The sequence below is a fragment of the Bradyrhizobium sp. AZCC 1719 genome (genome assembly GCF_036924525.1).
In the GTDB taxonomy this organism is placed as follows: domain Bacteria; phylum Pseudomonadota; class Alphaproteobacteria; order Rhizobiales; family Xanthobacteraceae; genus Bradyrhizobium.
In genome coordinates, this window is the sequence record NZ_JAZHRU010000001.1 from 6,772,937 (window position 1) to 6,796,420 (window position 23,484).

Annotated in this window: 18 protein-coding genes; 6 read left to right on the forward strand and 12 right to left on the reverse strand. The window is 62.0% G+C overall.

Annotated features, from left to right (window positions below):
* Positions 1–37: 37 nt before the first annotated feature.
* On the forward strand, positions 38–1,198 hold the full coding sequence (gene hpnH / locus V1292_RS31980; RefSeq protein ID WP_334376529.1) for an adenosyl-hopene transferase HpnH: 1,161 nt from the start codon (positions 38–40) through the stop codon (positions 1,196–1,198).
* A gap of 106 nt (positions 1,199–1,304) precedes the next feature.
* Here hpnH and V1292_RS31985 read toward each other — a convergent pair whose 3' ends face one another.
* The 6 genes from V1292_RS31985 to V1292_RS32010 form a co-directional block, all read right to left on the reverse strand.
* Entirely contained in the window at positions 1,305–2,051 is a 747-nt protein-coding gene (locus V1292_RS31985) for a phosphorylase (RefSeq protein ID WP_442894513.1), read from the reverse strand.
* Positions 2,048–4,009, reverse strand: coding sequence for a squalene--hopene cyclase (gene shc, locus V1292_RS31990; protein WP_334376530.1), 1,962 nt, complete (start codon positions 4,007–4,009; stop codon positions 2,048–2,050). Before shc ends, V1292_RS31985 begins: the two co-directional genes overlap by 4 nt.
* Positions 4,010–4,074: 65 nt before the next feature.
* Positions 4,075–5,328 carry a hydroxysqualene dehydroxylase HpnE gene (hpnE, locus tag V1292_RS31995; RefSeq protein WP_334376531.1) on the reverse strand — a complete coding sequence of 418 codons (1,254 nt, stop codon included), beginning with the start codon at positions 5,326–5,328 and terminating at the stop codon, positions 4,075–4,077.
* Positions 5,328–6,167, reverse strand: coding sequence for a presqualene diphosphate synthase HpnD (hpnD, locus tag V1292_RS32000; RefSeq protein WP_334376532.1), 840 nt, complete (start codon positions 6,165–6,167; stop codon positions 5,328–5,330). The genes hpnE and hpnD overlap by 1 nt, the downstream gene beginning before the upstream one ends.
* Positions 6,164–7,042 carry a squalene synthase HpnC gene (gene hpnC / locus V1292_RS32005; protein ID WP_334376533.1) on the reverse strand — a complete coding sequence of 293 codons (879 nt, stop codon included), beginning with the start codon at positions 7,040–7,042 and terminating at the stop codon, positions 6,164–6,166. The genes hpnD and hpnC overlap by 4 nt, the downstream gene beginning before the upstream one ends.
* A 190-nt stretch (positions 7,043–7,232) precedes the next feature.
* Positions 7,233–7,469: a hypothetical protein gene (locus V1292_RS32010; protein WP_334376534.1), complete on the reverse strand. Its 237-nt coding sequence runs from the start codon at positions 7,467–7,469 to the stop codon at positions 7,233–7,235.
* A 414-nt stretch (positions 7,470–7,883) separates the two neighbouring features.
* Here V1292_RS32010 and V1292_RS32015 point away from each other — a divergent pair, with 414 nt between their 5' ends.
* Positions 7,884–8,387: a hypothetical protein gene (locus tag V1292_RS32015; RefSeq protein ID WP_334376535.1), complete on the forward strand. Its 504-nt coding sequence runs from the start codon at positions 7,884–7,886 to the stop codon at positions 8,385–8,387.
* Between the two features lie 69 nt (positions 8,388–8,456).
* On the opposite strand, the gene V1292_RS32020 is transcribed toward V1292_RS32015, so the two are convergent.
* The 5 genes from V1292_RS32020 to V1292_RS32040 all read right to left on the reverse strand — a co-directional run bounded on the left by V1292_RS32020 (position 8,457) and on the right by V1292_RS32040 (position 16,076).
* Entirely contained in the window at positions 8,457–9,515 is a 1,059-nt protein-coding gene (locus V1292_RS32020; RefSeq protein ID WP_334376536.1) for a hypothetical protein, read from the reverse strand.
* Between the two features lie 57 nt (positions 9,516–9,572).
* Complete coding sequence (locus V1292_RS32025; RefSeq protein WP_334376537.1) at positions 9,573–11,963, reverse strand: efflux RND transporter permease subunit; 2,391 nt, start codon at positions 11,961–11,963, stop codon at positions 9,573–9,575.
* A gap of 210 nt (positions 11,964–12,173) precedes the next feature.
* A complete protein-coding gene (eutC, locus tag V1292_RS32030) occupies positions 12,174–12,968 on the reverse strand; it encodes an ethanolamine ammonia-lyase subunit EutC (RefSeq protein WP_334376538.1) in 795 nt (264 codons plus the stop codon).
* Positions 12,969–12,974: 6 nt separating this feature from the next.
* Positions 12,975–14,561 carry a B12-binding domain-containing radical SAM protein gene (locus V1292_RS32035; protein WP_334376539.1) on the reverse strand — a complete coding sequence of 529 codons (1,587 nt, stop codon included), beginning with the start codon at positions 14,559–14,561 and terminating at the stop codon, positions 12,975–12,977.
* Between the two features lie 132 nt (positions 14,562–14,693).
* A complete protein-coding gene (locus V1292_RS32040; RefSeq protein ID WP_334376540.1) occupies positions 14,694–16,076 on the reverse strand; it encodes an ethanolamine ammonia-lyase subunit EutB in 1,383 nt (460 codons plus the stop codon).
* Between the two features lie 444 nt (positions 16,077–16,520).
* Between V1292_RS32040 and V1292_RS32045 the strand changes: the two genes are divergently transcribed.
* The 4 genes from V1292_RS32045 (at position 16,521) to V1292_RS32065 (ending at position 21,020) form a co-directional block, all read left to right on the forward strand.
* Entirely contained in the window at positions 16,521–18,227 is a 1,707-nt protein-coding gene (locus V1292_RS32045) for a methyl-accepting chemotaxis protein (RefSeq protein WP_334376541.1), read from the forward strand.
* 398 nt (positions 18,228–18,625) lie between these two features.
* Positions 18,626–19,225 carry a cysteine dioxygenase family protein gene (locus V1292_RS32055; RefSeq protein ID WP_334376542.1) on the forward strand — a complete coding sequence of 200 codons (600 nt, stop codon included), beginning with the start codon at positions 18,626–18,628 and terminating at the stop codon, positions 19,223–19,225.
* A gap of 298 nt (positions 19,226–19,523) precedes the next feature.
* Positions 19,524–20,363: a substrate-binding periplasmic protein gene (locus tag V1292_RS32060; RefSeq protein WP_334367549.1), complete on the forward strand. Its 840-nt coding sequence runs from the start codon at positions 19,524–19,526 to the stop codon at positions 20,361–20,363.
* A gap of 219 nt (positions 20,364–20,582) precedes the next feature.
* On the forward strand, positions 20,583–21,020 hold the full coding sequence (locus tag V1292_RS32065) for a hypothetical protein (RefSeq protein ID WP_334367550.1): 438 nt from the start codon (positions 20,583–20,585) through the stop codon (positions 21,018–21,020).
* A 755-nt stretch (positions 21,021–21,775) separates the two neighbouring features.
* Here the strand turns inward: V1292_RS32065 and V1292_RS32070 are convergent.
* A complete protein-coding gene (locus V1292_RS32070) occupies positions 21,776–23,476 on the reverse strand; it encodes a methyl-accepting chemotaxis protein (RefSeq protein WP_334376543.1) in 1,701 nt (566 codons plus the stop codon).
* Positions 23,477–23,484: the final 8 nt, after the last annotated feature.

Consider the following 23,484-nt stretch of genomic DNA (forward strand, 5'->3'; position numbering starts at 1 on the left):
CTTCAAGATTTACAGGTCCAGAAAGAAAATCTCCAAAATGGCAATACCGTTCTTCAAGGAAATGCGTATCGGCGCCTATCTGATGAAGCAGAAGCTGCTTGGCCGAAAGCGCTATCCGCTCGTGCTGATGCTGGAGCCGTTGTTCCGCTGCAACCTCGCCTGCGTCGGCTGCGGCAAGATCGACTATCCCGATGCGATCCTCAACCGCCGCATGAGCGCGCAGGAATGCTGGGACGCAGCCGACGAATGCGGCGCGCCGATGGTGGCAATCCCCGGCGGCGAGCCGCTGATCCACAAGGAGATCGGCGAGATCGTGCGCGGCCTCGTGGCGCGCAAGAAGTTCGTCTCGCTCTGCACCAATGCGCTGCTTCTGGAAAAGAAGCTCGATCTGTTCGAGCCCTCGCCGTATTTGTTCTTCTCGGTGCATCTCGACGGCCTCAAGGACCACCACGACAAGGCGGTGTCGCAGAAGGGCGTGTTCGATCGCGCGGTTTCCGCCATCAAGGCCGCGAAGGCGCGCGGCTTCACCGTTAACGTCAACGCGACCATCTTCGACGGCCATGCCGCCGAGGACATCGCGAAGTTCCTGGACTTCACCACCGAACTCGGTGTCGGCGTCTCGATGTCGCCGGGCTACGCCTATGAGCGCGCCCCGGACCAGGAGCACTTCCTCAACCGCACCAAGACCAAAAAACTGTTCCGCGACGTCTTTGCGCTCGGCAAGGGCAAGAAGTGGAATTTCATGCATTCCGGCCTGTTCCTCGACTTCCTGGCCGGCAACCAGTCCTACGAATGCACGCCCTGGGGCATGCCGGCGCGCAACATCTTCGGCTGGCAGAAACCCTGCTACCTGCTCGGCGAGGGCTACACCAAGACCTTCAAGGAGCTGATGGAGACCACGGACTGGGATTCCTACGGCACCGGCCGTTACGAGAAGTGCGCCGACTGCATGGCGCATTGCGGCTACGAGCCGACCGCCGCCGACGCCGCGCTGACCAATCCGTTCAAGGCGATGTGGGTCGCGCTGCGGGGCGTTCGCACCTCGGGTCCGATGGCGCCCGAGATCGACCTCTCCAACCAGCGCCCGGCGCAATACATCTTCTCCGAACAGGTCCAGAAGAAGCTGTCGGAAATCCGCCGCGACGAGGCGGCTACCGCCGCCGCCAAGCAGCAGGCGAAGGCCTCCACCGCCGCCTGAGCGAGCACGGAAACAAGTTTAAAGGGCTCCGATTCTCAGCGAATCGGAGCCCTTTTCTATTTATCTGACGCTTTCGAAAATTCTGAAGCTGGCTGCTGCCCCGCCCTCAGGCCTCCGCCATGGCAAAGCTCTCGCCATGCAGGAAGCCGCGGCAGCCGCGCAGCGAGCGCAGCGCGCGGTTGAAATCGAGCCCCGTGGAGACCAGCGCGCGCAGCGTGGCGGGATTGCGCGCCACCCCGCGCAGCACCTTGCCGAGGTCGATATCGCCGTTCGGCTTGATGGCACTCTTGGCGAGCGCCGGAAGCGCCCTGGTGGCCGGGTCGGAGATGACCCGCAGCGCCGCGAACGGAAGCCCCGCCTCGGCCGCATAGGCCGCCGCGATATGGCTTTCCATATCGACCGCCGCCGCCCCGGTCTCCGAATGCAACGCGGCCTTGCAAGCGGTCGCCGCAATCACCTGTTCCACACCCGAAAGAATACCACGGACCACGCGCCTGCGGCGTAGCGCGGCGCGGGTAATCATTTCCTCGTTCAGCGCCAGACCTGCCAGGAACCGGGTATCGCCGGCGAGAACCTCGGTCGCCACCACCACATCGCCCGATTTCAGCGACGGATCGAGCCCGCCGGCGACGCCGAACGAGATCACACCCCTGAAAGTGGTAGAATCCAGCGTTGCCAGCAATGCGCGCAATTGCTGCGGATCGCTGGAACTGCAGATGACGATCATGCCGGGCCCGGCCGCAATGCGGGCTTCCTGCACCAATCCTGTAACGATCAAAACCGGTCGCGGATCATTCGAATTGCGATCAACCGAATTGTCCACGATCGCGGCGGCCCCCGCCTCCAAAGTCACATCCCGACCCCTACCACCCTGCTGTTGGTGCTTCTCAAATTCCGATACCGCGCCAGCGCCCAGAGCGGAAAGAACTTCGAGTAGCCATGATAACGCAAGTAAAACACCCGCGGAAAGCCTGTAGCCGTGTAACGCGCCTCATCCCACAGTCCTTTCTCGGTCTGTGTGGCTTTTAGGTACTCCACGCCCCGCACGACGGCCGGATGTTCCACCTCGCCGGCCGCCATCAGTCCAAGCAAGGCCCATGCCGTTTGCGAGGAGGTCGAAGGCGCCTGCTCATATCCCTTGTAATCGAGTCGGTAACTGACCGCATCCTCGCCCCAGCCGCCATCCCGGTTCTGGATCGAAACCAGCCAGTCCGCCGCCTTCCGAATCACGGGATCCTGGTGGTCCACGCCGGCGGCATTGAGCGCACACAGCACCGACCAGGTTCCATAGATGTAGTTCAGCCCCCAGCGGCCGTACCAGGAACCCTCCGCGAGCTGGGTGCGGCGCAAATAGGCAATCCCGTCGGCGACCACCTTGCTGGTCTGCGCAGTCTCGCCGAGTTGGGCCAGCATCGAAATGCAGCGCGCGGTGACGTCCTCGGTCGGCGGATCGAGCAGCGCGCCGTGATCGGAGAACGGGATGTTGTTGAGGTAATATTCAAGATTGTTGACGTCGAAGGCGGCCCAGCCGCCATCACGGCTCTGCAGGCCCTCGATCCACTCGCGGCCGCGCGCAATCGCCTGATCGTACTCCTTGCTGCCGGTCTGCCGGCGCGCCCGGTCCATCGCCATCACGACCACGGCGGTGTCGTCGAGATCGGGATAATGGTCGTTGTTGTACTGGAACGCCCAGCCGCCCGGACGAACGTCTGGCGCCTTCGCCGCCCAGTCGCCCTTGAGGTCGAGCACCTGCCGCGGCTTCAGCCAGTCGAGGCCCTGCTTCATCTTCTTGAGCGTGTCCTCGCCGCCCGCCTCCGCCAGCGCGTGGCAGGTCAGCGCGGTGTCCCACACGGGGGAGACGCAGGGCTGGCAATAGGCTTCGTGCTCGCCGATCACGAGCAGCTTGTCGATGCCCTTGCGGGTGACCGCACGCGGGGGATAATCCGGTCCCTTGCCGAGCGCGTCGTACATCATCACGATGTTGGCCATCGGCGGATAGATCGCACCCATGCCGTCTTCGCCGTTGAGCCGCTCCTCGGTAAACGCGAGCGCGGCGTCGATCGCGCGCTGGCGCAGCTTTTTCGGAAACAACGGTTCGACCACGCGCAGGATCTTGTCCAGCGTGCTGAAGAGCGTGAACCAGCCCCAGCTTTGATGCGGCGCCTTCGCGTTCATCCCGACCGACTTGGGATCCTGCAGGAACAACTCGTCGATGCCGACGCCCTTGGGATTCTTCGCCAGCGGCTTCAACGCCGCCATCACCATCAGCGGCACGATCGTGGTGCGCGCCCAATAGGAAATCTTGTTGAGATGGAACGGCGACCACATCGGCAACAGCATGATCTCGACCGGCAGCACCGGCACCGCTCGCCAAGTCAATACACCGTAGAACGCCAGCAGAAACCGCGTGAAAACGTTGACGCGGGCAGCACCGCCGCGGGAACGGATCGCCTCGCGGGCGCGCACCATATGCGGCGCATCGACGGAATCGCCAATCATCTTCAGCGCGAAATAGGATTTGACGCTGGCGCTCATGTCGAACGGGCCATCCTGCACCAGCGGCCACCCGCCATGATTGCCTTGGGTGCGACGTAGATAGTTCGCGATCTTGGCTTCGAGCTCACTGTCGATGGGCTCGGCAAGATAGTGGCGCAGCAGGATGTATTCGGCAGGGATGGTGCTGTCGGCTTCCAGCTCGAATACCCAGTGTCCGTCGGATTGACGATAACCGAACAGCGCTTCGGTCGCGGAAGCGATGCTCTTCTCCAGGGCAACGGGGTCGACGGCGTTTGTTTTGTCGATGGCAAGCATTTCGCTATACATCCCTATATTCGCGACGGGCTCTGTGAAGCCGGTCACGCAACTCGTCCTCAGGCTTAAGGTCTCGCCAGGACCAGATCGGCGGCGCGGTCGCCCGACCGCACCGATCCCTCGATGGTTGCCGGCAATCCGGTATCAGTCCAGTCACCGGCGAGAAACAGGTTTTTGAAGGACGTAACCGCCCCCGGCCGCAGCGCATGCTGCTCCGGCGTAGCCTCAAAAGTCGCACGGCGTTCGCGCACGATCTGCCAGGGCGGCAGCGGCAATTCGCCCGGCAGGCCGACGGCTTTGCAGACATCCCGCCAGATCGCCAGCGCGAGTTCTTCGCGCGGCATGTCGACGAGCCGATCGCCATTGCTGATGGTTACCGACAGCCGCTGCGGGAATGCGAACAGCCACTCCACCAGCCCGCCGACGACGCCGAGAATCGGCGGCGCATCCTTGGGCGGATCGAAGCGGAAGTGCGCGTTGACGATCGCGCGGAATTTCGACGGCGTCTTCAATCCCGGCAGCAGCGCCGCCGCAGGGCGCGGCGGCACTGCGAGCACCACGACGTCCTCGGAGCCGAGCGCGATGGTGTCGCCAACGAATTTCAGCTCGCCGACATGGCTTTCCTTCATCACGAGTTCGCGCAGCTCATGGCCGAGTTGGATCGAGGCGCCCTTGTCCTGCAAAAGCTTGATCGCCGGCTCGACCAGCACGGCACTGAGGCCGTCGCGCGCGATCAGCGGCCGGCAGGCCTGCCCGCCCGCCAGCAGCGTTTCCCGCACGATCGCGCCGGCCAGGCCTGCCGATCCCTCCGGCGGATCGACATTGAGCGCTGCCAACAACAGCGGCTGCACCAGCCGCTGGTACAGCGTGCCCTTGCAGGGGATCGCATTGCCGACCAGTTTATCGGTCCCTGCCCAGATCAGCGGCATCAATGCGAGGTAATCGAACAGCTTCGTATCGGGGACGCGGCGCGCCTCGTCGAACACCCACAACGGCAACTTGCCGTCGCCAAGGTCGAGTTGCCAGCGCCGGCCGATTGAGATGTCGATAAAGGGAAACTGCGCAGCCTTTGGCCCGATCAGCCCCGACTCGGTGCCAATCGATTTGGCGTAGGCCAGCGCATGGCGGTTGCCGGACAACAGCAAATGATTGCCGTTGTCGATGGTGAGGTTGGTGGCCGCATCGAAATAGGACCGGCAACGGCCGCCGGCCTGCTGCGTGGCCTCGTGGACATACACCCGGCAATTGGCGTTGGCGAGCCGCACGGCCGCTGAAAGGCCGGAAATGCCGGCGCCGATGATATGAACGTTTTTCTGCATCAGATGATCGCGTATCGGAGAAGGATGGCGATTTTCGCCCATTTGTGGACGCGGACCGGCTCGCGCGGAGCGGCAAAGCCCCGGGCCAGCAGCAAGTCCAGGATCGCGCGGTAATATTTCGACATGATCCGCGGCGCGCGCACCACGCGCCGCGAATTGCGTTTCATGATTTCGTCGGCTTTCTCGAAATGCTTTTTCGCGCGCTCGGCCAACGGCAGGCATACTTTCGGCAATGCACGATCGACGATCACCCGCTGCGGATCGTCGGTCGTGATGCCGGCAAGCAGCAGGCCTTCGCGTGGCAGATAGAGGCGACCGAGGCCGGCGTCTTCATCGATATCGCGCAGGATATTGGTCAATTGCAGCGCGCGCCCGAGGTGGTGGGCGAGCAGTATGCCGTCTTCCTCAGGCAGGCCGAACACGCGCACCGACAGGCGACCAACCGCGCTGGCGACACGGTCGCAATAGAGATCGAGGGTGGCAAGATCCGGCGCGCGGATGTCCTGCGGCACGTCCATCTCCATGCCGTCGACGATGGCGAGAAAATCCTCGCGCTTGAGGCCGAAGGTTTTGACCGACGCGGCGTAGTCCTGCAGACGCGGCGGTGGGTGCCCCTGGTACAGCGCATCGATATCGTCGCGCCACTGCTGGAGCGCGGCCAGCCGCTCGGGCCGCGGGCCGTCGGAATCGGCGATGTCGTCGACCTGACGGCAGAAGCTGTAGATCTGGAACATCGCCTCGCGCTGGTCGCGCGGCAGGATGCGCATCGCGGCATAGAACGAGCTGCCGGACGCGGTGGCACCGTAATCTGCGTTGGCCGCCGCCGGATGCAACGTCATGCGCCGGCCGCCGGATTTGCCTGGGGGCGGCGTCCGATCGCGCGGCGGATGATCTCGCCGGCGATGCCGCCGATGGTATGGCCGAGCAACTCCAGCTTGCTCAAATGCACGCGCTCGCTGAGCGGATCGCGCACTTTCAGCATGCCGACGATCTTGTCGGCAAACGCCTGGATCACGGCGATATCGAGCCCAAGCCGGAAATCTTTCACTTCGGCGTTGAGCGACTTGCTCTCGTTGAGGAGGGTCTCGGTCCTGACCGCGAGCGCATGGAGACATTGCAGCAGCGCCGGCTGCGACTTCGCCTCGCCCAGCATCTCGACGGTGGCGCCGCTTGCTGCCAGCGCATCGCGCGGCAGGTAGACGCGGTTGAGATTCTTGTAGTCCTTGCCGCAGTCCTGCAAATGGTTGTTGATCTGCAATCCCGCGCACAGCGCGTCGGAAGCGGCCCAGGTCGAGGTGCTCTCACCATGAACGTCGAGCATGAAACGGCCGACCGGCATGGCCGAATAGCGGCAATAATGAATGACGTCGTCCCAGTTTTCGTAGCGCAGCTTGGTGACGTCCATCCGGAACGCGACCAGCACGTCGAGCGCGTGGCGCGGCGCCATCGCGCGCTCGGCCAAGGCACGGCGCAGATTGACGGCCTCCGCTTGCGTGTCGCCCTTGCCGAGCAACTCGGCCTCGAGCAGGTCGAGATAGCGCAGCTTCTCGTCCGCGCTAAGGGTCGCGTGGTCGGCGATGTCGTCAGCAGTCCTGACGAAATTGTAGAATGCGAGAATCAGCGCCCGGTGACGCGGATGAATAATCCACGACGCGACCGGAAAATTCTCGTCGCGGTCGGTCTTTCCGGATCGCAGGTCGCTCGCGGTGGTCATCAAGAACTGGCTACATCAATCGGGATTGGCGGCATGCGCCGATACTCGGCGCATGCGAGGAGATCGCGAGCCCCATATAGGGGAATACGTCGCCAAAACCAATGCTATATGGGCTGCTTAGGCCCGCCCGTGACGCGCGTCATAGAGCCGAAAATGGCTTTTTCCGCGAGGGTTTACGGACGCAAGGCGCCTATTGGCCGTTGCTCTTGAGAACCTGGTTGCAGGCCGCGCTGATCTTGGAGCGATTTTCCTTGAGGCACGCCAGGACGGTGAAATCGCCCTGATCGAGTACCGGACGGCAGAACTTTTGCGCGTCACGGGTACAGGCCTTCTGTTCTTCCGCCGTTCCGCGCTGTTGCTGGGCGAAGGCGACGTTCGACGAGACCGACATCGACATCAAGGTGAGGGCCAGGAGAGATTTACGCATCGTATTCCTTCATTTCGGCAGCATGAAATCCCGTTCCCGATTTGCGTTTCGGCTTCGCCGGGCGGATTTGTTTGGATGGCAGGTGCCGCGTAACGCAGCGACGTGTACAGGACAAGCATGGCAAATACGGCTAAATTTACGGCGATCTCAGCGCGATAAATAACCGGCTGATATCTAAAGTGTATTTCTGCCACACTTTCTCGAAAATTGATTCTTGCAGACGGCCTTGGGCGAAGCTAGATGCTGCGCCGGCAACGCTTTGATTCCCTCGGTCGCTTGCAGCGTTTCTTTCTGCCGCGACCGCCGGAAACAGCATCCGGTCATTTTGAACCTAACATACTGCGGGAACACTAAATCTTCGATGTGGCGAGACCTATCTTTACGAAGAACGTCTATTTGAGGGGAAAACTCACGATGAAACTGTTTGGTTCCAGCTTGCTCCGTCAGACTCTCGCAGCGGCCGGCGTCGGCGCCGCGCTGATGTTGTCGGTCGCCCAAAGCCATGCGCAGGCGGGCGGCCCGTTTGCCGGCTTCGACGGAAACTGGAGCGGCACAGGCACGGTCGCCCTCTCCAACGGCACCACCGAGAACATCCGCTGCAAAGCCGATTACAAGGTCAACGCCAGCGGCCTCGGCCTGAAACAAAATCTGCACTGCGCCAGCGACAGCTACAAGTTCGACCTGTCGAGCGACGTCACCAGCCATGGCGAACGCATCTCCGGCAACTGGAGCGAAAAGAGCCGGAATATCTTCGGCAACCTGCAGGGCACCGCCGGCGGCGGCCAGATCGACGTGTTTGTCGAAGCATCGGGATTTGCAGCCAACCTGAATTTGCGCACCACCGGCAACAAGCAGAGCGTGCAGATCGACTCCAAGGGCGAGATCCGCGGCGTCAAGATCACGATGTCGAAGACCTGATACGGTTCTTCAAAGCAGTAAGTGCCGATGGCGGCTCCCCCGGGATGCCGCCATTTTTATTTCGGCAACTCAGCGGAATTGCCACGCCCAATACGCATCGCCGCGGTCGCGGCGTTCCGTCACCTCGACCCGCATGAAGCGATCGTGCGCGAGCGCGGCCCCCACCCACAATTCGTTCCAGGCATCGAACACTTGAGGCGACAGCGCTTCACGTTCCGCCATCAGGCGCCACGAAGTCTGGCGCACGGTTGCGCCCGAGCCTTCGACTTGCAGTTCCGCATCGTCGTCCTGCCCCCGCGCAAGCCGGGCGAAGGCCTTGGCGAAACCCACCGCCCCTGCCTCCACGCCACCCAACAGCGCAGCGACGTCGTCGAAGGTGTGCATCCCGACGAGCCGCGCCGCGGCGCCGGCGAGATGGCCGCCCTCGTCCGGTCCGAGCACGGCAATCGTCTCCGGAACGATCGAGGTGATGTACTCCATCGCATAATTGCGAAGCACCTTCTGCAGCCGTTCCTCCGGCCATGTGTTCTCCGGCAGGCGCGGCGCGAGATCGGCACGGAACGGCGGACAGCGTTCGCCCGGCGAAAACTGCAGTCGCTCCTCGGGCGCGAGATCGTGATCCCATTCCTTGTAGTAACCTTCGAGCCCCGGCTGACCGTCGACGGTTTGGCCCGTGCAGACAAAGCCGAGCCTGGGATTGCCGAGCACGACGCCGTTGTTGGCATGCCATCCGCGCAACATCGCCCGCGAGACTTCCGAGGGAATTCCGCAAATGGCCGTGCCGGACCAGATCCAGCGCGGCGGCGGATAGCGCACCCAGGCCTTGGTGTCGCTCTCGTAGACATATTCGACCTTCACGCCGCCGACCTGGTTCGACAGATAGTGATATTGAGCGCACGCGACCGCATGCGGAAGCCGGTCGAGGCCGAGCTTCTTCAATCCGGGAAGAAAGCGCGCCAGTTGCTGGCGCCGGAAGGTGCGAAATACCACCTCGGCCGCGCGCGGCGCGCCGGCCCGCGACGCCAGCATCAGGATCAGCCCGGTGAGATAGCAATGATAGATGTGTTCGACCGCGCGGTAGGCGGCAGCGTCGGCCGCAGGTCGAGCAGCTAATCCTGCAGACGTCATTCCTCAGCCCCTCTGCGGTTGCCGTTGGCCGGCAGCCCTGTTATTCAGCAGCGTTCGTTATTCTGCGGCCTTGTTCTCCGCCGGCTTGGCGTGACTGACGCCGCGAATCCTTTCCGACAGGCTGATCAGGAACATCGAGGTCGGCCGCAGGATGAAGAGGTCCGCCACCAGCGCTGCGATCATCGAGAACGCGCTGAGCCAGCCGAACAGCCGCAGCGACGGCAGGTCGGAGAACACGGTGACGCCGAGGCCGCAGGCCAGCACCACCGTGGTCAGAATCAGCGCCGGACCGACCAGCACGGTGGCGCGCTCAACCGCCAGTCCCGCGGTCACGCCCGGCTTGCTCTCCAGCCGCAAGCGGTTGAGGAAGTGGATGGTGGCGCTCAAGCCGAGGCCGAACGATACCGTCAGCGCGACGACGCTGGCGAATTGCAGCCCCTCACCCATTATCCAGAGCACCGTGCCCGATGCTACGACCGGGAAAATGCCGGGCAGGATGCAGGAGAACATCACCACGACCGAGCGGAATGCGAGGCCAATGAAGATCGCGACCAGCAGGAACTCGACCGTGAGGCCGGCATTCAGCTTCGAAATCATGTTGGCGCTGTTGCGGGCGGCAATCGCCGACAGGCCGGTGACCGCAACCTCATAACCTGGATGCTCGGCGCGCACCTTGTCCAGCGCCTTGTCGAGCTTGTCGACCACGGGAAGGATTTCGCTCGAATCGAGATCGGGCACACGTCCTGAGACCACCACCGCATCTTGTTCGGCCGAGATGAAGCGACGGACCAGATGCTCCGGGATGACGCTGACATATTCCTTCAGCGTCGCGACGTCGCTGCTGCCGGCCTTCTCCGCGAGCCAGCGGCGCAGCGTTTCCAGCGACCAGACGTTGCCGACACCGGCCGACTTCTCGACCATCGAGTGGACGTCGGCGATCGTCTTCAGGGTTTCCGGCGCGTAGAGCGAGGCGCCCTTGGGGAATTCGATCAGCACGTCGATCGGATTGGCGCCGGTGAGCTTGGCGTCGAGCCGGCTCGATGCCGCCACCGCCTGTCGCTTGTCCGGCACCTGGTCGGCGAGCCGGTAGCGCGGCTCCAGCGTGGCATAGATGTAGCCCAACGCACCGACGAAGATCAGCGCGATCAGGCTGAACATGCCGGGGCGACCGACCATGCGCACCGCAATCCAGTAACAGAAATTGCGCAGCGCCTGCACGCCGGCGTCGGCGCTCTGGAATTTCACCGCAAAAATCTTCTCGTTGCGGACGAACAGTACGCCGAATACGGGCACCAGCGACAGTACGGCCACCAGCGCGATGATAGTGGCGGCAAGACCGGCCTCGCCGAATTTGCGGATCAGTTCGGAATCGGAGAATTGCAGCGCGATGAAGGAAATGCCGGCGGTGCCGTGGGTCAGCACGCAGGCCGGGCCGACTACCAGCACGGCGTTGGTGAAGGCCTTCAGCTTGTCCTGGCCGGCAATCAGCCGGTCGCGCGCCGCGAACGTCAACTGCATGGAGTCCGAGAAGCTGATCACCATGATGAGCGGCGTCATCACGTTCAGGAACATGTTGAGATTGAAACCGGCCCACCCGAGCCCGCCGAGCGCGAGCAGGATCGCGATGATCGGCGGGAAGGCCGCGACCACCATGAACGATATCTTGCGGAAGAAAATGATCGCGATGATGCAGCCGGCCAGGATACCGAGAACATTGTAGGTCAGCCCGTCGCGCTTGACCGCATTGCGGATCTCGAGCTGCATGACGGGAACGCCGGAAAGCTGGGCGTTGAGCCCGCTGCCGGAAAGATCCTCGGCCATGATCTTCCGCATTTCCCCGACCACCGTGCCGAGCTCGTTCGAGGAAACGACCTTCGGCTCCAGCGACAGCACGATCAGAGCCAGCGTGCCGTCCTCCGACAACAGCTTGCCGCGAATGATCTCGTTGGATTTGACGGTCTCGGCGAACTTGTCGTAGGCGGCGCCCTGCGGCAGTTCGGGCGGGAACAGCGCGGCCGGCAACTTGCCGGGCTCGGGCGCCTGACGCGCCGAAAACAGCGAGACCAGGCCGCGCACGCCCTCGACCAGTTGCAGGTCGGTGACCATGTCGCGGATCTTTTCGAGGTTCTCGCGGGCCAGCAGCGTCTTGCCCTCGACCACGACCAGCACGTCGAATTCGGTTGCCGGAAAGCGCTTGGTGACGGCTTCGTACTGCTTGAAGTCCTTGGAATCGGAACGGAACAACTGGCTCAGCGAGTCGTCGATCTTGATGCGCTGGATGCCGAAGATCGCCGCCACGATCAGCACCGCGAGAATGACCATGGACAGGATCGGCGCCTTGACCGCGATCAGCCCCATGCGCTCGAGCCCGAAGGCGATGCTCTTGCCCGGCGGCGGTTCCTCTATGGCTGCGACGTGGACGCGACTTTCCGAGTTCTTGTCGAGCATACCCTGTCCAGTTCTCACGTCGGCCTGTTTGTGTAGCTTGGTTTTTTGTGCAGCTTGGTGGCGCGAATACGGCTTTGCCAGCCCCTATCCGATCGGCGCTAGCCCTTGAAATCACGCGGTAAATTAATCGGCGCCGTTTTACAGGCCCGAACCTGATCCGGCAAGCGCGCGCGACAGGGCAAATCGGCACGCAGATGTCGAAAATGCGCGTTAAGTCTCTGATTTGCCACACCTGCCAGCACCACTGGCGGCGATCAGCGCGGTTCCGCTTTCGTCCTTCAGCGCCACGCCCGTGACCTGGCGCGCGATGCCTTCACGCACCAACCACGCGATCTTGAAGGCGGCCTCATCGTAGCTCAGGCCTGCGCCGTGGATATTGGACACGCAATTGCGCTTCTCGTCGGTGAGGCCGCTGCGCGGCGCAAAGGTCAGATAGGCGCCGAGACTGTCGGGGGCCGACAGGCCGGGCCGCTCGCCGATCAGCATCACCACCATCCGCGCGCCAAGCACGGCACCGATCTCGTCGCCCAGCGCCACGCGCGCGCCGGAAGCGACCACGACATGGCCGCACCGGATCCCGGCCTCCGTCAGGCGCGGGGCAAGATGGCCAACCAGCTCGACCGCGTGGACATTGACGGCCGCCGGCGACAGCCCGTCGCCGATCACGATTACAACCTGGTTCGCACCGCCGCCTTGCTTTTCCAGCGCGCGCCGCGAATCCGGGTCGAGCATGCGTCCGAGATCGGGGCGGCGCAGATAGTCGCGCCGGTTGCCCGCCTGACTGGAGACCTCGCTGACCTCCAGGCCGAGGCCGGCTAATCCGGCAACCAGATGCTCCACATCGAACGCGGCATGCACGGCATCGCGGGCGCGCGCGTGGTCGAGGGTGAAGGCAAGCAGCGCGTCGGTCGGCATGCTCGCACCCGAGCGGCCGAGCCCGACGCGCGCCGGCGTCAGCTCCCGCAGGGCTTCGAGCGAGCGGGTCGGCGGTGTCGGCGTTTTCATGAGCCTTTACTCGGCAGGCACGGAGGCCTCACGCAGCCGGATCGAATAGTTCGACGCGTTCTGCTGGCCGCCGGACGCCGCGCGCGCGAACTTGATCAGATGATGCGCGATCGTGGCCGAACCGATCAGCCCTTCGATATCGCCGCGCCTGAGGCGCCCGATCGCGAATTTCCAGAACACGCGCCTGTAATCGCTGAGCACCCCGACCTGCCAGAAGATGTTGCGCAGCATGATCAGCGCGCGCCTGATGTTGGGCCAGGTCTTCATTTCAGGCGCGACCGGCACCTTGATCCGGTTCGCGTAGGTGTAGTCGCATTGATACTGGTAGCGCGCGTAGAGCTTCTCGGGCTGGAAGGCGACCTCCATGCATCGCTTCCAGGAATTGATGACCTGGTCGTAGGGCATCAGAAACTCGACATTGGAATCGCGGCTCTCGTCGTCGTTGAGGCGCCCCTCGCGCTCCAGCCGGTCCCACAGCGGCGTCTTCGGCAGCGCCTGCAGCAGATTGATCGTCAGCAGCGGAATCCGCGATTCATCGACGAAATTGAGCAGTGCATCCGCCGTGCCGGGCTTGTCGGTGTCGAGACCCATGATGATGCCGGAGACGACCTCCATGCCGTAGGAATTGATGGTGTGGATGCCTTCGTGGATCGGGACCATCATGTTGTGGTCCTTGTGCATTGCGTGCAGCGCGTCGGGATCGGGCGTCTCGATGCCGCAGAACACGGTGACGAACCTCGCCTCGCGCATCTTCTCCAGGATCTCGGGCCGCTTGGCGATGTTCAGCGTCGCCTCGCAGGCTAGCCGCACGACGTAGCCCGTTCTCTTCTGCCATTCGATCAGGTGCGGCAGCAAATCCAGCGTGGCCTTGCGGTTGCCGATGAAATTGTCGTCGACGAAATACACCGTATCGGTGATGCCGCATTCGCGCATCCTGTCGAGTTCGGCGATGATCTGCTCAGGCGTCTTCAAGCGCGGGTTGCGGCCATAGAGCCCGGGGATATCGCAGAACTCGCACTGATAGGGGCAGCCGCTCGAATACTGGATGCTGCCGAGCAGGTATTTTTTCACTTCCGCCAGCTCGTAGGCCGGAATCGGAAACTCGGTCATCGACAGGCGTTCGCTGGTCGTCAGCACCACCTGCTGCTCGGGACGCGAAGGGTCGCGCGCCAGCCGCGCGATCAGTTCATTGGTGGCGTCGCCGAGTTCGCCGACATGGAGATAATCGAACGAGGGATAGTAGTCCGGGCACGCGCTGACCGACGGGCCGCCGATCGCGACCGCAAGATCGAAGGCATGCGCGCGGCGGCAGATGTCGTTCATCTGCTGGCGCTGGATGTGCATGCCGCTGACGAACACCGCTTCCGCCCATTCGAAGTCTTCCTTGCCGGCGGGGCGAATGTTCTCGTCGACGAAACGCACCTGCCAGTTTGCCGGGAGATAGGCCGCGATCAGAAGGAGGCCCTGTGGCGGCATGAAAGCCTTCACGCCAGCGGTCAGGGGATAGGCGTATTCGAACGTGCCGAAAGAAGACGTATAGCGCGGGAAGACGCACAGGATACGCCGTACCGTTCCAATGCCTTCAGCTCTCATCAAATTTCCTCAAGGCTGACATGAATTTAAGCACGACATTGAAAGTTGGGCCAGAAATTCTTCAACATTGTGACTGTGACTTCTAACTCGCTTTGGGTTCAATTGGTTGCACGAAAATCTGCAGACCGGAGTTCAGGCGATCAGCCGCGAGGCAAATTCGGGCAGCACGCCGGCGTCGCCGGCAAGCCGGAAATTGCCGTCCGCGAGGCCTGAGCGGACCAGCCAATCGTCGAACTCGGGCGCCCGCTTCAAGCCGAAGAGGTCCCGGACGTAGAGCGCGTCGTGGAACGAGGTCGACTGATAGTTCAGCATGACGTCGTCGGCGCCCGGCACGCCCATGATGAAGGTGACGCCGGCGGCGGCCAATAGCGTCAGCAGATTGTCCATGTCGTCCTGGTCGGCCTCGGCATGGTTGGTGTAGCAGACGTCAACCCCGAGCGGCAGGCCGAGCAGCTTGCCGCAGAAATGGTCCTCGAGGCCGGCGCGGATGATTTCCTTGCCGTCGTAAAGATACTCCGGACCGATGAAACCGACGACGCTGTTGACCAGCAACGGATCGAATGCGCGCGCCACCGCGTAGGCCCGCGCCTCGCATGTCTGCTGGTCGACATTGTGATGGGCGTTGGCCGACAGCGCCGAGCCCTGCCCCGTTTCGAAATACATCAAATTGTCGCCGACCGTGCCGCGGCGAAGCGACTGCCCCGCCTCACGCGCCTCGCGCAGCAGCGCGAGATCGACACCAAAACTGCGATTGGCAGCCTCCGTTCCCGCGATCGACTGAAACACCAGATCGACCGGCGCGCCCTGCCCGATCAATCCAAGCGTCGTGGTGACGTGGGTCAGCACGCATCCTTGCGTCGGAATCTGCAATCGCGAGATGATGCCGTCGATGAGCCGCAGCAGTTCGCCGATCACGGCCGGGTCGTCGCTCGCCGGATTGATGCCGATGCAGGCATCGCCCGAGCCGAGAAGAATACCGTCGAGGATCGAAGCGGTAATGCCCTTCGCATCATCGAAGGGATGGTTGGGCTGCAGCCGCACGCTCATCCGCCCCTTCAAGCCGATGGTGTTGCGAAAGGCCGAGGTTACCGCGCATTTCTTGGCGACCAGGATCAAGTCCTGGTTACGCATCAGTTTTGAGACGCCGGCGGCCATTTCCGGCGTGATCCCGCGCGAGACCTTCGCCAAAGACTCGCTTGTTGCGGCATCGGAGAGCAGCCAGTCGCGGAAGCCGCCGACGGTCAGCGACGATATGGCGGCAAAGCCCGGGGCATCGTGGCTGTCGATGATCAGCCGGGTGACCTCGTCATCCTCATAGGGAATGACAGCCTCGTTGAGGAACTGCTTCAGCGGCACGTCGGCGAGCGCCATTCGCGCGGCGAGCATCTGTTCCGCGCTATCGGCCGCGACGCCGGCAAGACGGTCGCCGGATCGCGGCGGCGTCGCCTTCGCGAGCAGCTCGCGCAAACCGTCGAACGCATAAATGGTGGCACCGATGATCTGCCGATAGACCATGCTGACCTTCCTGCGCCGTACCCACTGCGTTGCCTGGCTAGTCTATGCCGGGCGAACGGCCAAGGCTATGCAGCTATCGATCACATGAGGGCTTCCGTGAGGGCCACGGATGCTTGCCAATGCGAACTGTCCTTCGGGAGATGCGGGTCTCCGTGTGCGGTATTGCCCGCATCGGCCGTATCAGCCACCTCCAATTGCGCTGATATGCCAAGGCCCGTTGCAGTCGCACCTGCCTGCCGAATTTTCCCGGCGACGCATCCGACGATATCCAAGTAATCGTTTGAAGTAACTTGATGATTTGCCGTTAGTTGCGGTTTCACGAACTTCGCGCGTTAAGACATTCTCCACCAAAATTCAGCACATTGCCTACGCTGACGGCATTCACTGGATCTCATCCCGCGTGCCGATACGGCTGAATTTTCCCCTACTTATTTTGGTGACGCCATGGCATCCCGATTTTCGCTTGCAGCCAAATTGTATTCGATCTTCGCGCTGTTCGCGTTGCTCGTCGCAGCCATCACGGCCTTGTCCGATTACAACACCCGCCAGAATGCCGAACTCACCGAAGCGGTTTCGATTGCGAGCCGCGCCGCGCTCAATGTCGAGCGCATCAATTCGCTGGTCTATGCGGTCGTGATGGAGTCGCGCGGCATCTACATGTCGAGCGAGCCGGCGGTGGTGAAGAAATACGGCGACGGACTGCTCAAGTTCAACGAGCGCATCCTTGATGTCGTGAAGAACTGGGAAACGCTGGTCCAGGCCGACGACGCCCAGCAGTTCGCCACCTTCAAGAAGCGCATCGAACAGTTCGTCGACTTCCGGAAGGAGCTGGTTCGCCGCGGCGTCGAGATCAACGGGGCCGCGGGGCGCGAATGGGGCGACAACGACGCCAATCGCCAAGTGCGCACCGCGCTGAACAAGGACCTCGAGGCGCTGTCGAAGGTCTATGCCGAACGCAGCAGGAGGCTGGCCCAACAGACCGACACCAACCATACGATGGCATTTATCCTGACTTGCCTCGGCGTGTTGGCGCTGGTGGTGGTCGTCCTCGGCGTGCTGATCATTTCCCGTTCGATCGCGCGCCCGCTCTCGGTCATCACCGCCACCATCAAGCAGGTGGCCGACGGCGCCGAAGGCGTCGAGGTTCCGCATGCCGAACGCGCCGACGAAATCGGAGCGCTCGCCCGTGCCATCAAGATCTTCCAGGAAGCAATGGATCGCAACCGCAACCTCAATTCGCAGGTGGTGGAAGATTCCAGGGCGCGTGACGAGCGCACCCGCCACATCGAAGCCTCGGTCGATGCGTTCCGGGAAGCGATCGGCGGCGTACTGCGCGCGGTCACCGACAATGCGACCGCGATGCGCGGTACCGCCCAGACCATCGCCAGCGTCTCATCGGAAGCAAGCGGACGTGCGGTGGCCGCCAACGGTGCGACCGAACAGGCCTCCAGCAACGTCTCCGCCGTCGCGAGCGCTGCCGAAGAGCTTTCCGCTTCCGTCGAGGAAATCGGCCGCCAGGTGCGCCAATCGGCGAGCGCCGTCGAGCAGGCGGGCCAGCGCACCGAGAAATCGGTCTCCGAAATCGAGGGGCTTGCGGCTGCGACCCAGCGCATCGACGGTGTGCTCAACCTGATCCAGGCGATCGCCGAGCAAACCAACCTCCTGGCGCTCAACGCAACGATCGAAGCCGCGCGCGCCGGCGACGCCGGCCGCGGCTTCGCCGTGGTCGCCCACGAGGTCAAGGCGCTGGCCGAGCAGACCGCCAAGGCGACCGCCGAAATCGGCCAGAACGTCGGTCTGATCCAGACGTCGACCAAAACCTCCGTCGAAGCGGTGCGCGAGATCGGCGCCGCCGTGCGCGACATCAACGAGGTGACTTCCATCATTGCCAGCGCGATCGAGCAGCAGGATGCGGCGACCCGTGAAATCTCGGCGAACGCGCAATTGGCGGCGCAGGGCAACGGAACGCTGGTCGTCAATATCGGGTCGCTCAGCGACGCCATCGGCACGACGAGCACGGCGGCGACTTCGGTCCTTACGGCATCCAGCGAGCTGACGGCCACGGCCGAAACGCTGTCGCGCGAGGTCGAAAAATTCTTCCGCAACCTGCGTGCGGATTCGTCGGAGCCGGCGCGCAAGACCGGCACGTAAGCCGGCAGCATCTCGGGTTCGTGCCAGAGTATGAGGAGCCCACGAATCTGGCTCCGCAAAGTTCGGCAAGACTTCGGATTGACCCCTTAATCCGCGGACACGCCGATTGTTGGCCCTCGGCACGCCACAGGAATTGTTCGGGAGAAGCAGCCTGATGGCAGTCCACTCAACGTCCGTGAGTCATATCTCATGATTCGAGGCCCCAGTTCGGGAGCTTGATTCATGTCTATCTCGACTTTCGCAACCTCGAAACGACAGGTGCGAGATGAGCTGGATATCGGACATATCGCTGATATGGCAAAATCGACGCGAATGACCCAATGCGGACATTGAGTTTCGCAGCGAACGTCGTAAACTTCGCCCAAATTGCAACGCCTTGAAACTTGGAGGTAGATGCAATGACCCTCGACCAGTACGTGCGCGACCTGCGGGAGATTACTACTCAGCATTCTGATCCAGTCGAAATCACGGACCTAGTCGCACCGCTCGCCAAGAACTTTGCACAATCGCCGGAATTGCGCCGCCCCGAATATCGTGAATGCGATGCCGAGCAAGGCTTCGGCGTTCACATGCTCCATGAAGAGCCCAATCACGATCTAGCTGTTTTCTTGGTATCGTGGCTGCCTAACCGCGGCACTACCCCGCACAACCATAAAACTTGGGCTGTGGTGGTCGGTATCGAAGGCCAAGAACAAGAGATCAACTACGACCGGCTCGATGACGGTAGTAAGCCCGGCTATGCCGACCTGAAGCGCGGCGGTGAACAAGTGATGACCGTTGGTGACACTGCCCGCTGTTATCCTGAGCACATACACAGCGTCCGGAACGTCGGAAATGACATTTCGATGTCGCTGCACACTTACGGCCGGCACATCAACTATACGGGCCGCTCCGAGTTTGATGTAGAGCACAAACTTGAGAAGCCCTACGTGATTAGGGTCGCCGACGACGAGTACGCGCGAGCGCAGGTCCTCACCAAACGAATCAAGATCGAATAAGTTAGAGTTCCGCTTCTGGCACGTTTGAGACATGCCGGCGCTCGCTGAGAATGTCCGTTGATCGGGGTAGACCGGAAGTGACCAGTCAACTACCAAAACGGCGCTTTTGACCCTAAGGCGACCTAGGCAGCGCGCTTCCGAGCGCGCCTAGATGCGAACCTCAGATGTGAGGAGCGGGGCAACTGATCGTGTTGACGGCAGGCGGCAGTACTCGGGTTGTCGCCTGACGACACCGCTACTATTTAAGGTGGGTGAATACTTGCCTCGGCGCGCGGCTTTGGAATCTGGAGCCTCGTTGATGCATCATGGTCTGATCCCTGGCAGTGCTGCTATCGCCATACTCGCGACGCTCATCGCCCAAGGCACAACACACCGTGCGGACGCTGCATCACTAGCAGAGGTGCGGCAGAATGGTATCCTACGCCTCTGCGCCAACCCATCCGCACTCCCTTATTCGAACCTCACCGATAGAGGCGGTCTTGCCGGGTTCAAAGTCGAACTCGCGGAAGTGTTGGCGCACGAGATGGGATTTGAGCTCGGTGTGACCTGGGTTCGAAATGCCGGTGATATTAAGAACTCGGATTGCGATGTCTTGATGGGCGTCGTCGCCTCCGCAGCAAGCTACGATCGGGAGGGACTTACCGGGCCGCTGACAACGCATCTACCTCTTCGCTTTTCGAGACCTTACGCAGACAGCGGTGTTGTCCTCGTCATTTCATCTCGATCTTCGGTTCGTCGGCTTGAGGATTTGCACGGTCAGAAGATTGGCGTCATGGTTGGCACCGTCGAGCACGAGTGGCTGGCCAAAAACGGCTTCCGCGTTTCGGTCTTCGCCTCTCAAGAAGACATAATTGCCGCGATCGAGACAGGCGAAATCGAAGTCGGCGCCACCAACCCCGTGATTGTCGGCTGGTATCGGCACGAACACCCCAGCACGGCAGTAAGGATACCCGACGGATACGAGCCAGAACCGGCACTGCGCTGGAGTGTTTCAGTCGGGCTTCGCCGAGCGGACGATGCGCTGCTTGGAGCCGTGGATGCTGCGGTGTCACGAGTTGTCGAGCAGCGGATACCAGCGCAGATCTACGCGAAGTATGGCATTACTTATCTACCCCCTTCCGGCGCAGGTCTCCAGTAAGGGATGCAAAGCCTGGTGCGACTGACACTACGCTCACTGCTCTATCCTCACGGTGCAAGCAAGGCTAGATGCATGAATGTTAAGGCGTCTGCTCACGGACAGGAAGTCGCACTGTGCTACTGAAACAGTTCTTCCGCTTATGGCCCAACTCTGACCTAGCCAGATGTCCGCTTTTGTGCTGCTTTTGGGGGAAGAAGCGGTCTACAAGGCGAGAATGGTATGACTTCTCAGTGGCAGTATCAGGTTAGGTTCGATGTGAACGATTCTGCTACGGCGGAATCGGTACGCCGAAAACTCCGTGTTCCGGCACTGGCGCCGCTGTTCGATACCCTCGCCAAGCATCGAGCTGCGCCGAAATGCCAGTTCGACGCCTTTGCGGAGTATGTCGCCGCAGCAGAAGAGCACGGCGTCGAAAACTATCCGCTCTACCAGTGGACGAAGGCGACGATCGAGAATCCGGCGAAGAAGGAAAAGTATTTGAAGTCCTTTACCCTCTACGTAGACGACCGGGAGGTCTATGCCAAGGAGATTGCTGACGCGCTGGAAACGGACTTGGAGCCGCTCGCCACTAGCGGGCTCATCACGCGAATATCTAAGTACGATACCAATCCCGCCAACAATCCTCAGCCGCCGCAGGGCCCCCGTGAGCGGAGCTAGCCCATTCGCGAGGCCGAATGTCCGCTCCTGTGAAGGGTTTCGGATGCCGGCCGCTTGAGGGACGGCGCCGCTTGTTCGGCGGCCGGCGTCCGAAAGCCTCCAAAGGAGGAAACCGCGCTGGGGGGACGTAGGACGATGCCGCGTGATCAAGCTAAGTCGCGTCAAACAACCTTCAGACGATCAATAGAGTCGTCCAATGGGGATTTAATGTTTGGCGGCACCTGTACTTTCAAGGACTTGGCCGTAGTAAAAATACCACACCACACAATCTAAACGTGAGTTTCTCGATATTCGAATCTCATGAGGCAAACTGATCTCTATCGATCTGGAAAGCCTCCGGAGCTGCTGAGCCGAAACTGTTTTGAGTTGCTCGTCAAGAGCGTCACGGCATTTGTAACTCTGCTTGCGTCGAGATTCCTGGACTGGGTCCAACAAGCGCGATGGTGCACACCATCACGGTCGAGCATGCCGGGTTCGAGTTTTTTCTTGTGCAACGGGGGTGCTCCGCCACGAACTTCCAGATCAGCAGGTCCTCGATCATCCGATCATCGCCAACGGGCTATTGCACCGCTCGTCACGATGACCTGTCGCCTGTTGCTTCGCCGTGTCGCCAGCCGCGGCGTTCTACCGCGCGAGCGGTTTAGTCCGTTGGCCCTTTTCGGACTTGGGGCGATGTCCGACTTGAGTCCGCAAAGCGCTGCAAAACGGACGTGGATTAAGCCACGTTCACCAATCTCGATTTTTGGGCGAACGGCCTAAGCCGACCGCACGGTGGCGAGAAACTTGCCGACCTCGGCCTTGAGCCGCTTGTTTTCGTTGGAGAGCAGTTGCGCGTTGGCCAGCACCTGTGACGACGCCGTGCCGATTTCGCCGGCGCCACGGTTGACGTCGGCGATGCTGGTCGCGACCTGGGTCGAGCCCACTGCCGCCTGCTGCACGTTGCGCGCGATTTCCTGGGTGGCAGCGCCCTGCTCCTCGATAGCGGCAGCGATCGCCGCCGCGATCTCGGAAACCCGGCCGATGGTGCCGCTGATCTCCTTGATGGCGTGCACCGATTCCTGCGTCGCCGACTGCATCTCGGCGATCTGGGTCGAGATTTCGCTGGTTGCCTTGGCGGTCTGGGTGGCGAGCGCCTTGACCTCCTGGGCAACTACCGCAAAGCCGCGGCCGGCGTCACCGGCGCGGGCGGCCTCAATGGTCGCGTTGAGTGCCAGTAGATTGGTCTGCTCGGCGATCGTGGTGATCAACCTGGTTACGTCGCCGATGCGGTTTGCCGCCTCCGACAATTCGATGATCCGGGCGTCGGTCTTTTGCGCCTGAACGACGGCCTCGTTGGCGATCCGGTTGGAATTCGCAACCTGCCTGCCGATTTCATTGACGGAGCTGGCCATTTCCTCGGTGGCGGACGCCACCGACTGCACGTTGCTGGAGGTCTCCTCGGAAGCCGCGGCGACCACGGTGGAGAGCTCCTGGGTGGCCACGCTGCTGTTGGTCAGGACCGCGGCGGAATTTTCCAGTTCGGCCGAGGCTGAGCCAACGTTCTCGACGATATTGCCGACCGCGATCTCGAAACTCTCGGCCAGATTGTGAAGCTCGGCACGGCGGGCCGATGCCAGTTCACGGTTCTTTTCCTCGCGCTCCGCCGTCTCGCGTTCGGCCTTGGCGATCGCCTGCACCTTGAATTCCTGGATCGCGTGCGCCATCTGGCCGACTTCATCGCGGCGCTCAAGGCCGGGCAGTTGGACCTCGAAATGCCCGGCAGCAAGTTCGCGCATCGCCCTCGACATCGCCACGACGGGATGGGAAATGCTCCGGCCGATCAGAAACGAGACGACGATGCCAGCGAGCGCAACGGCCAGAAGCACGGCCGTCAGCGTTATCTGCTGCTGCTCGAGCTTGATCCCCGCACGGGCAATTTCGCGGTCCTTGCTCTCGCTGCTGTGCGTAATCAGGTCGTCGGCCAGCTTTTCGATGACGGCAAAGTTTCGTTCCGCGCCCTTGATGAATATTAGCGCCGAACCGGCGTCGCCATCGGCCATCTCGATCGCGTTTTTCGATTGCTTGAGGTAGCCTGCAACAGCGGCTTTCAGCTTCTCGAATGTTTCCGGGCTGAACCCGCCCTTGATACCTTCGACGGCCTTCAGCGCGTCCGAAATTTTGCCGGCCGCCACGGAAGCTTCCTTGGCGACCTGCACAATTTTCTTCTCGTCCTTTTCGTTGGCTGCAGTGGCAGCAAGACGATAGAGCTTGGCGTGCGCCGTCCACACCGTTGTGGTGAGATCGTTGGCCAGCTCCGATTGCCGGACCGGACCGGACACCAACGCGTCAACGGCGGCCTGATTCGACCGCAGCGTTTGCAACGCATAGGCGCCGAGCCCGATCAGGACGGCGATCAGGAACGCCGGAGCGAGCTGGACTTTCCAGGAAAGGCCAATGTTCTTGATCCAGCCGAGCATGTCACCCC